This is a genomic window from Bacillus sp. USDA818B3_A (assembly GCF_009928415.1).
Taxonomy (GTDB): Bacteria; Bacillota; Bacilli; order Bacillales; family Cytobacillaceae; genus Neobacillus.
The window spans coordinates 141,577-150,996 of sequence record NZ_JAABNN010000010.1; the positions used below are offsets into that span (position 1 = coordinate 141,577).

Sequence of the window (9,420 nt, forward strand, 5' to 3'; positions counted from 1 at the left end):
CATTTTTACAGGGGGTTTTTTTATGTCTGGCCGCAGCCATGAAGAAGGTTTGAAGGATTTAACTTTATTAGGTAATCAAGGAACTACCTATTCATTTGAATATGCACCTGAAGTTTTGGAGGCAGTTGATAATCTTCATCCAGAACGAGATTATTTTGTGAAGTTTAATTGTCCGGAGTTTACTAGTCTGTGCCCGCTGACACGTCAGCCGGATTTTGCAACTATGTACATTTCTTATGTTCCAGATAAAAAAATAGTAGAGAGTAAATCATTAAAATTATATTTGTTCAGTTTTAGAAATCATGGCGATTTCCATGAGGACTGCGTGAATATTATCATGAACGATCTAATCAAATTACTAGACCCGCGCTACATTGAAGTATGGGGCAAATTCACGCCACGCGGCGGAATCTCCATTGACCCATGGTGCAACTATGGAAAACCTGGCACAAAATATGAGGAAATGGCAAACTACCGCTTAATGAATCATGACCTCTACCCAGAAAAAATAGATAATCGTTAATATCGCATGGAATATACCGAAAGCAGCCATTGAAGAATGGCTGCTTTTTGGTACCTGTCACCATTGATAACATTAACACTTCAATTAAAGTGATCCATGGATCACTTTTTTGTAATAGAGAACGGAGAGGATTCCGAAGATGGAGTAGAGGCCGGTATAGAGGACCATGACCAGGATCATCGGGGTCCATACTTCGGTTCCGAATAGAAACCAGCCGGACTGGACGGCGAAATAGCTGTGAAGCAGCCCCACCACTAACGGAATTCCAAAGTTAAACAATTGTTTCGTTTGAATCCCCTTTAGTAAATCTCCCTCAGTAAAACCGAGTTTCCGTAAAATGGTATAGTTCGGCTTTTCCTCCTCACTCTCTCCCATTTGTTTAAAATACAGAATGCAGCCTGAGGTAATTAAAAAGGTAAGACCCAGAAAGCCAACAATAAACATAATAAGTCCCATCGTTTTTTTCTGTTTATTACTTATTTCCAAACGAGATGAATTCAAGTCATTGTTATCAAAGGACAAATCTTTATAGACCTGATTGGCCTTCTTAATTTGATTCTCATCCTTCAATGTAAAACCAACAAAAAGAGAGGTCTTCTTTTGAATAGCAGGATTTATATCCTGCTTTAAGCGTTTAAATACGGATTCGTCCACAATCGCAATCGGCTGTCCGCCGTTCGTAAAATAACCAGAAACCACAAAATCCTTTCTTAACTCTAAATAACGGAGCGAAATCGTTTCGGTTTGTCCTTTTAATTCAACCAGACCGGTATCCTTTAAATTCATAAGCTTTTGAAGGATATCATTATAGCCTGTAAAAATAGTTTCGTCCGCTCCCACATCGATATTTTCCACGTTCTCTTCACTGATCATCGGAAGAGGGAGAGCGCTAGGGTCGACCATTGCACCTTCAAGGTTTGTATCCATAATGTTCTTTAGATTAGCAGAAACCTGGAGAACCTCGATTCTCTTTTCTGCAAAACCAATATCCTCCCTGCCCAACGCATCTTCGAATCTAGCAGCATCGTTTGCATTAGTGATTGCAAAATCTCCTGCAGTTTGACTTTTAGCCATTTTTTCAGCGGAATAATAGGAGATATAGCTCAACGACAGCAATCCAATCGCCAAGGCGGACAACGTGGTAATAACCGTCAGTAATAGGGCATTCGATTTCATCCGAAACATAATCGATGACAAGGATAACACCTGATTAATGGTTAAATAGCCATCTTTCTTCCTGCGAATCATATTAAAAATAAAACTAACGGATCCTTTATAAAACAAGTAGGTACCTATAATTACAGATCCTAAAATATAAATCATCGCCAAAAACAGTTCCGTCATCGTGATAAAATCACCGCTGAATAACTTTGAAGATATATAGTAACCGGAAATAATCGCTAGCAATCCTAAGATCCCCATCACGATTTCCAGAACAGACATCTTTTTAATTTTCTCTTCCGTCGATGAAACTACCCTAAAAAGGGAAAGGATGCTTTGCCTTTTAATAAATAGATAATTCATCAGCATTATCAAAACATAGATGGCACCAAAAACAATCAAAGTCTGCGCCAGCGCCTGCGATGAAAAATGTAATCGGGCAATCGCATTTATCCCGGTAACTTTAAATAAAACCATGATAATGAATCTTGAGACAGAAAAACCGATAAAGATTCCTGCCGCCAAAGAACCAAAGTAGAGAATAAAATTTTCAGCACTGAGAATGTTGAAAATCCGATGTTTTGTCATCCCGATTAATTGAAATAAACCGATTTCTTTGCTTCGCCGTTTAATAAAGATGGAATTGGCATACAGCAAAAATATCGAAACAATTGCTACAAGGAGAATACTTGCGGCTCGAAGTGCGGCTGCTCCTTTAATTGAATCTTTTGTGTCATTCATCGCCGGGTCATATTGCAGCGTGACAAAGGCAAAATAAAGGGCAACACTAAAAATAAGCGCAAACACATAGAGATAATAGTTTTTTAAATTCTTTCTTAAGTTACGAAGGATAAGCTGATTAACGCTCATAAGGTACACCGCCTAGTACACCTTGAGTTCTCATTATATCCTTAAAAAATTCCTGCCGGGATTGTTCCCCTTTATTTAACTGGGTATAAATCTGTCCATCTTTTATAAAAATGACTCTGCCGCTGAAGCTGGCCGCTACTGGATCATGTGTGACCATCACTATCGTTGCAGTCCTGATTTGATTTAAATTACTCAGTTTATTTAAAAGGTCTGAAGCTGATTTAGAATCGAGTGCACCAGTTGGCTCATCCGCAAAAATGATACTTGGTTCATGAATGAACGCACGTGCAGCAGAAGTACGCTGTTTTTGCCCGCCGGAAATTTCATTCGGATATTTATCCTTAATCTCGAATATCCCTAGTTCGGCTGCGACTTGCTTAAACCTTTCATCGGCCTCTCTTTTTGAAACCTTAGTTATTGAGAGTGGAAGCAAAATATTTTCCTTCACTGTTAAGGTATCAAGGAGGTTATAATCCTGGAAAATAAACCCCAGGTGCCGCTTGCGAAACTCAGCAAGCTGCTTTTCTTTCATCGCGGTCATCTTGTTTCCTTCAATCGTAATTGTTCCGCCGCTGACTTTATCGATTGAAGAAAGTACATTGAGAAGCGTGGTTTTTCCGGATCCAGAGGCCCCCATAATACTCACGAACTCTCCTTTTTCAACCTTAATATCAATCCCTTTTAAGACTTCCTGTTTATTAAACTTATTCCCGTAGCTCTTATGAATTTTAGTAGCAGTTAATATAGTCATATAAACACCCTCCTTCATTCGATACCTTAATTATAAAAGCATCCGATTGATCAATCCTTCGATTAAACGAACAAAACAGCAAAGCATGTGACATTTTCGTCACATGCCTGAAATTGCACCGAATTCATTTTTTCGAGGAAAGGTTAACAAAAATCTGCTCCCGACACCGAGTTCTGACATGACATCAACGTGGATCAATAAGGACTTGGCGATTCTTTCAGTTAAGTATAACCCCATGCCTGTAGAGGTGTTGTCGTGGTGTACAGTTGTTGAAGTAAAGCCTTTATCAAAAATCCTTGGCAGATCTTTGGGGTCAATACCTCGCCCAAAATCCTCTATCATCAGTTTCGTTCTGCCATCCTCCATGAAACTCCTGATAATAATATCACCGGCCTCGCTATATTTCACAGCATTCGTTAACAACTGACGGATGATAAATGCCAGCCACTTGGCATCTGTTAAGACAGAATGTGCCTCTAATTCTACTTCAAAGCCTATCCCTTTTTGCATACACCAGGTTTGCAGCGTTTTAATTTCTTTAAAAAGTAAGGTTTTTAAAGAAATCTCTTCAATGAATAAATCATTTTCCATGAAGGGCAGGCGTTTTTGATGAAGCTGTGAATCCAGCAGCAAGTGAATTCGCAGCCATTCATGGGCTAACTGCGACTTTAAGCTTCCTTCTTCTAAACGGTCAATCATTAAATGCATCGCAGTCATGGGTGTTTTGACTTCATGAATCCAGGATAAAAGTTCATCTTTTTCCTGCTCGACAGTGAGTAAATTATTCGAGATTGTCCGCTTTAGCAGTTCTGTCTGGTTCACAATACTTTGCTCAACAATTTTTTCAAAAGGACTCACTGCCTCGGTCATATTAGTTAGATCTAGATTATTCTCCCAGCCTGTTAATTCAGCGTAGAATTTTGTTTCTGTATGGAAGCGAAAGCATAAAAAGATGACAAAAATAATCGCAGATAAAAAAACAATATAGAGCAATGATGTTAAGGGGATGGCAGAATCGATATAGCCAGTTAGAAGAACAAGGAGCTGTAAAACGATGAAAAGTACAATCCAGCTTCTTCTCTCTTTTAGGAAAATTTTAATCATTTTGTCTGAACCTCTTCAATAGCCAAGTATCCTTGTCCAACCTTTGTTTCGATAAATTGCCCTAAGTTGAGCTCGTCCAGCTTCCTTCTCAGCCGATTGACATTGACCGTTAGTGTATTATCGCTGACAAAACGCTCATCTTCCCAAAGGCTTTTTATCAATTTTTCTCTGCTCACGATTTTGTTCTTTTGTTGAAGAAGCTTTGTTAATATAAACATTTCATTTTTTGTGAGTTCCACCGTACCGTCAGTAGTGCTGACAATGCTTTTCTCACTATCAATCGTTGCATCCATCCAGGTTTTAAGGGTAATCTGCTCATGATTATAATTATAGACGCGCCGAAGAATCGCTTGGATTTTGGCAATCAGCACCTCAAAATGAAAGGGCTTTTGGATGAAGTCATCTGCCCCCAGCTGCATCGACATGACCACATCTGTCGGGTGGTCCCTAGAAGACAGAAATAAAATCGGAACATTGGAATGGGAACGAATCATACGGCACCAGTGAAAGCCGTCAAATTTAGGAAGCTGAATATCAATAATCACCAAATCCGGTCTAATATCCGTAAATTCCTGCATCACATAGCTGAAATCACTAATCCCATAAACATCATAAGACCACCCTGTCAGCCGCTCCTTTATTTCATTAAAAAGAATTTCATCATCCTCAATCAATAAAATCTTAAACACAAGACCCACCACCCAATCAATTACATATCTAACACCAATTGTATAATATATCCTTTTTCCGTGCTATAAATGGTGCCTGTCACCATTAACAACATTCACACCTTCCAAACTCACTTTTTGGTGCCTGTCACTTTTTTAAATTTTTTAAGGATAAGTTAAGGGAGGGACATGATAATAGGCTCATGAATTAAAAAAATACTTGGAGCTGGTCCGGACTGCTCCATGATAGAAGGAGTCTAGATAAATGAAAAAGTGGATTTGGATAGTGATCAGTGTACTAGTTGTCGGGTATGTCGGCTATCAATGGTTTCACACAAAAAATAGTGAAGCAAGCACAACTGATACGACACAGGTTCGAACGGCTGCGGTACAAAAAGGGAAATTAGAAGTAACGATTAGCGGCTCGGGAACCGTTGAACCGGTAGTAACACAGGATGTTAAAGCAACAGAGGATAATAACGAGATTGATGAGGTTTTAGTTTCTGCAGGGGACGAAGTGAGTGAAGGAGATGAGTTAGTCACCTTTACAGATGACAGCGACCCTATTACAGCGACAACTGCTGGAACCATTACTTCTGTTTCGGTTGCTTCAGGCGATCGGATTAATAAGGGAAGTGTCGTTGCCCATATTACCAATTACAGTAATTTACAAACTGTTGTAGCGGTAGACGAATTAGACATCCCTAAAGTAAAAGTGAATCAAACGGTAACATTAACAGTTAGTGCCTATCCTGACGCAACCTATACAGGAAAAGTAACGGCTGTCGCAGAAGAGGGCTCATCAGAAAGTGGATCATCCACCTTTAATGTCACCATTCATATTGAAAAACCAACCAACTTAAAAGTAGGCATGAGTACATCAGCCACTATTTTAACAGCTAGTAAGACAGATGCGTTATATGTTCCTGTAGATGGTATTTATACAAACAATGATGAAAAATATGTGATTATAACTGATAGTTCTGGAACTACTAGTCAACAAACAGTGACAACAGGTATAGAAACAGATGAATATGTTGAAATCACCAAGGGAGTAACCGAAGGTCAAACCGTTCAGCTGCCAGAGGTATCCTCAAATAGTTCATCCACAAGTCAGCAAGGCGGGATGATGGGAGGCATGGGTGGAATGCAAGGCGGAGGAATGCCGCCGAGCGGAGGACAAGGAGCACCAAGCGGAAAAACAGGTAATTAAAATTAATTATTAAAGGAGACTAAAACATGAAAAAAACAAGACAAGCACACTTATGGATTGGATTAATTTGTTCAATATTTATTCTAATGGAATCAATTACAGGCTTGATTATGAACGAACCATGGCTGATCGGCCAGGCACAGACCGAAGGAGGCGGCAATTTTAAGCAAGGCATGATGCCGCCGCAACAGAGCCAAAGTACAACAACTACCGATTCAAATCAATCAACTGGTCAAACATCTCAATCAGGTACAGCTTCCCAATCTGGTACAATGGCTCAATCTGGTACAACATCGCAATCTAATAGCACTACTTCAAATGGCCAAGCACCTGCTTTTGGAGGAAGAGGCAGCATTGGCGGTGAAGGTTCACAATCAGGCTCATTTATGGGTATTGTTAGAGGGCTGCACGAAGGGAAAATTGGCTCCACTGATATCACTTGGTTAATAGACCTAACAGCAATTGCAATGATTTTCTTAACTGGATCAGGTATCTTTCTATCCATAAAGGTTCTTAAAGCAGATAGAAAAAGAAAGAAGTTAAAAAAGGAAAGAGCAATTGCATAAACTGATAACAAGAGCGCCGTCCAAAAATGGACGGCGTTTTTCGTTAAGACAAACTTAAGACTAGCTCCTTAAAATATAAATAAATGTAAAAATAAAGGAGCATATGAAAGATGAATGTTCTATTAGCAGAAGATGATCTTCGCCTTGGCGAATTAATAGTTTATATGTTAAAAAAGAAAGGCAATTGTAACGTAGAATGGGTCAAAGAAGGAGAAGATGCCTTCTATTATGCAACATCTGCCCACTATGATGTGATCATCATGGATTGGATGATGCCAAATAGTGATGGAGTGGATATCTGCAAGAGATTGAGAAAGCAAGGCTATTCAGGGGCAATCTTAATGCTGACGGCTAAGGACGCGGTCCAAGACAGAATACAAGGACTTGATTCCGGAGCAGATGATTATCTTGTGAAACCATTTGAGTTTGATGAACTATTCGCCAGATTGCGTGCCCTGTCACGCCGCAATTTTGCACCAATTGTAGAAGAGGAGACGAAGATCGACGAATTGGTCTTAAATCGTGCAAGCCATATGGTCCGATTGGAAGAGACAGAAATCCAGTTCAGTCCCCGTGAATTTCAATTATTTGATTTTCTAGTGCAAAATAAAGGACAAGTCCTGCCGCGTGAACTGATTTACGAGCGCGTCTGGGGTCTTGACACGGATGTGACAATGAAAACAATTGATGCAACGGTAAAATTAATTCGAAAAAAATTATCGTTAATTAATAAGCAAGACAAACTTCAAAGCATCAGAGGGGTGGGATATAAATTTGAAACATAATTTCTCTTCATTTTTAGGCATTCTTTTCAACGACAGGGATGTTTTTAAAAATACACAGAATCGGCTGACCCGAAACTTTAGCGGACTTCTGATGCTCTTTCTTATCCTATTTATCCTAATTGTTTATTTGGTTCTATATTTTGTCATCCTGAATACACAGGAAAAGGAACTGAAAACTTTAGTCTCACAAGAAGCAGGATACATTGAAAAGCTATTGGAGAAAAATAGTAAAAGTGATCTTAGAGGTATCCAAGATCAAGAGGTAATCTTTGCCGGTGTTGATCAATCCTTTTATTATGTTATCAATACGAACGGGGAAGTGGTCATTGGCAGTGAGGCGAATCCTCGCCTGCGTCCGGAATTACTTTCCCTTTTGAACAAAAATATGTCTAATCACGAGGAAATTCAAAAAGAGATTATCCGAACGGGCCAAAATATAAGAAAAGGAAGGGAAGAATTCCAGGCGCCAGATGAAAACCAAGATATTCATATGATGATTGCCAGCGATGAAGTTTATTATAAGGGTCAATATATAGGCCAATTATATATAGGAAAAGACATCTCATTTGCTTACAAGTTATTTCACTGGGTATTAGTTATTCTAATTGGGCTTGGAATCGTTTTTGTTGGAGTAGCCATCTATATAAGCTTGCGGATGTCTAAACGAGCCATGGTTCCGATTAGAGCGGCATTTACAAGGCAGCGGGAATTTGTTGGAGATGCATCCCATGAATTAAGAACACCTCTAAGTGTATTACTATCTTCTGTTGATGCAATGGATATGACAATCGAAAAAGATGAAATGGCAGGGAAGCTGTTGTCCAACATGAGAGAGGAAGTTAAACGGATGACGAACCTAGTAAGTGATCTTTTAACCCTGGCCCGATCTGATTCGAATACAATTGAGCTGAAAACAGAAGTTTTTGATCTAAGTCTGCTGGCTGCAAAAGCAATTGAGTCTTTAAATCCAATTGCATTTTCGAAACAAATTCAGCTTGAATTAGCTGCACCTGCTTCTATAACAGTACTGGGAGATCCTCAGAGGATATCCCAGTTGATTTATATCCTATTAGATAATGCCATAAAATATACACCTAATGCTGGCGAAGTAAAACTTAATCTTTTTAAAGATAATCGCGAAGTTAGGATCGTAGTCGAAGATACTGGGATTGGGATAAAGAAAGAGGATTATCACAAAATCTTTGAGCGCTTTTATCGTGCTGATAAATCCCGCTCCCGTCAAATAGGAGGCCATGGATTAGGTCTTTCTATTGCGAAATGGATTGTAGACACGCATAAAGGAACAATTCAAGTAACAAGTGAATTAGGAAAAGGAAGTACATTTATCGTTAAGCTGCCTGATTACATCTCGTAAATCAGGCTTTTTTAAAAAAATTCTTATTAGAGGTTGACTTCATTGGATTAAGATAGTAATATAGTAATCCTGATGAGGGAGATGTTTAAAAGATAATCTTACTTATTAGAAAAAGTAATAATTTGATGTTGACGGAATCGAGTGATTCTGATAATATTAAATCTCGTTGAGCGGTTGCGAAAAATTATTTTAAAATAATAATTGACATCCTAATCAACAAGGTGATATAATAATTTCTTGTCAGCAGTAAATTGCTCTTTGAAAACTAAACAAACAAAAACGTCAACAAAACAATAATTGATCGTGTTTCTTCTATTATATAAAGAAAAACATGAGCCAACGTAAATTTATGAGCTAATCAACTTTCTTGGAGAGTTTGATCCTGGCTCAGGACGAACGCTGGC

General features: G+C 38.8%; 9 protein-coding genes. 5 read left to right on the forward strand and 4 right to left on the reverse strand.

Annotated features, from left to right (window positions below; genetic code table 11):
• Nucleotides 1–22 precede the first annotated feature (22 nt).
• Nucleotides 23–523, forward strand: coding sequence for a preQ(1) synthase (queF, locus tag GXK58_RS16920; RefSeq protein WP_160724341.1), 501 nt, complete (start codon nucleotides 23–25; stop codon nucleotides 521–523).
• Between the two features lie 84 nt (nucleotides 524–607).
• Here the strand turns inward: queF and GXK58_RS16925 are convergent, their stop codons facing one another.
• The 4 genes from GXK58_RS16925 to GXK58_RS16940 all read right to left on the reverse strand — a co-directional run bounded on the left by GXK58_RS16925 (nucleotide 608) and on the right by GXK58_RS16940 (nucleotide 5,098).
• Nucleotides 608–2,554 carry an FtsX-like permease family protein gene (locus GXK58_RS16925; RefSeq protein ID WP_160724342.1) on the reverse strand — a complete coding sequence of 649 codons (1,947 nt, stop codon included), beginning with the start codon at nucleotides 2,552–2,554 and terminating at the stop codon, nucleotides 608–610.
• A complete protein-coding gene (locus GXK58_RS16930; protein ID WP_160724343.1) occupies nucleotides 2,544–3,305 on the reverse strand; it encodes an ABC transporter ATP-binding protein in 762 nt (253 codons plus the stop codon). Before GXK58_RS16930 ends, GXK58_RS16925 begins: the two co-directional genes overlap by 11 nt.
• 99 nt (nucleotides 3,306–3,404) lie before the next feature.
• Entirely contained in the window at nucleotides 3,405–4,409 is a 1,005-nt protein-coding gene (locus tag GXK58_RS16935; RefSeq protein ID WP_160724344.1) for a sensor histidine kinase, read from the reverse strand.
• The gene (locus GXK58_RS16940) at nucleotides 4,406–5,098 is read right to left on the reverse strand and encodes a response regulator transcription factor (RefSeq protein WP_160724345.1); all 693 of its coding nucleotides are present in this window, start codon (nucleotides 5,096–5,098) and stop codon (nucleotides 4,406–4,408) included. Before GXK58_RS16940 ends, GXK58_RS16935 begins: the two co-directional genes overlap by 4 nt.
• Before the next feature lie 244 nt (nucleotides 5,099–5,342).
• Between GXK58_RS16940 and GXK58_RS16945 the strand changes: the two genes are divergently transcribed.
• The 4 genes from GXK58_RS16945 (at nucleotide 5,343) to GXK58_RS16960 (ending at nucleotide 9,016) form a co-directional block, all read left to right on the forward strand.
• Nucleotides 5,343–6,290 (forward strand): efflux RND transporter periplasmic adaptor subunit, encoded by a 948-nt coding sequence (locus tag GXK58_RS16945; RefSeq protein WP_160724346.1) that lies wholly within the window; start codon nucleotides 5,343–5,345, stop codon nucleotides 6,288–6,290.
• 26 nt (nucleotides 6,291–6,316) lie between these two features.
• The gene (locus GXK58_RS16950) at nucleotides 6,317–6,856 is read left to right on the forward strand and encodes a PepSY-associated TM helix domain-containing protein (RefSeq protein ID WP_160724347.1); all 540 of its coding nucleotides are present in this window, start codon (nucleotides 6,317–6,319) and stop codon (nucleotides 6,854–6,856) included.
• Nucleotides 6,857–6,966: 110 nt separating this feature from the next.
• Nucleotides 6,967–7,641 (forward strand): response regulator transcription factor, encoded by a 675-nt coding sequence (locus GXK58_RS16955; RefSeq protein WP_160724348.1) that lies wholly within the window; start codon nucleotides 6,967–6,969, stop codon nucleotides 7,639–7,641.
• Nucleotides 7,631–9,016 (forward strand): sensor histidine kinase, encoded by a 1,386-nt coding sequence (locus GXK58_RS16960; protein WP_237389702.1) that lies wholly within the window; start codon nucleotides 7,631–7,633, stop codon nucleotides 9,014–9,016. Before GXK58_RS16955 ends, GXK58_RS16960 begins: the two co-directional genes overlap by 11 nt.
• The last annotated feature ends 404 nt before the right edge of the window (nucleotides 9,017–9,420 follow it).

Bases quoted from the DNA above. Each gene is read 5' to 3' on its own strand.
- GXK58_RS16925 (WP_160724342.1), bottom strand. From the start codon at position 2,554: ATGAGCGTTAATCAGCTTATCCTTCGTAACTTAAGAAAGAATTTAAAA.
- GXK58_RS16950 (WP_160724347.1), top strand. From the start codon at position 6,317: ATGAAAAAAACAAGACAAGCACACTTATGGATTGGATTAATTTGTTCA.
- GXK58_RS16930 (WP_160724343.1), bottom strand. From the start codon at position 3,305: ATGACTATATTAACTGCTACTAAAATTCATAAGAGCTACGGGAATAAG.
- GXK58_RS16935 (WP_160724344.1), bottom strand. From the start codon at position 4,409: ATGATTAAAATTTTCCTAAAAGAGAGAAGAAGCTGGATTGTACTTTTC.
- GXK58_RS16955 (WP_160724348.1), top strand. From the start codon at position 6,967: ATGAATGTTCTATTAGCAGAAGATGATCTTCGCCTTGGCGAATTAATA.
- queF (WP_160724341.1), top strand. From the start codon at position 23: ATGTCTGGCCGCAGCCATGAAGAAGGTTTGAAGGATTTAACTTTATTA.
- GXK58_RS16945 (WP_160724346.1), top strand. From the start codon at position 5,343: ATGAAAAAGTGGATTTGGATAGTGATCAGTGTACTAGTTGTCGGGTAT.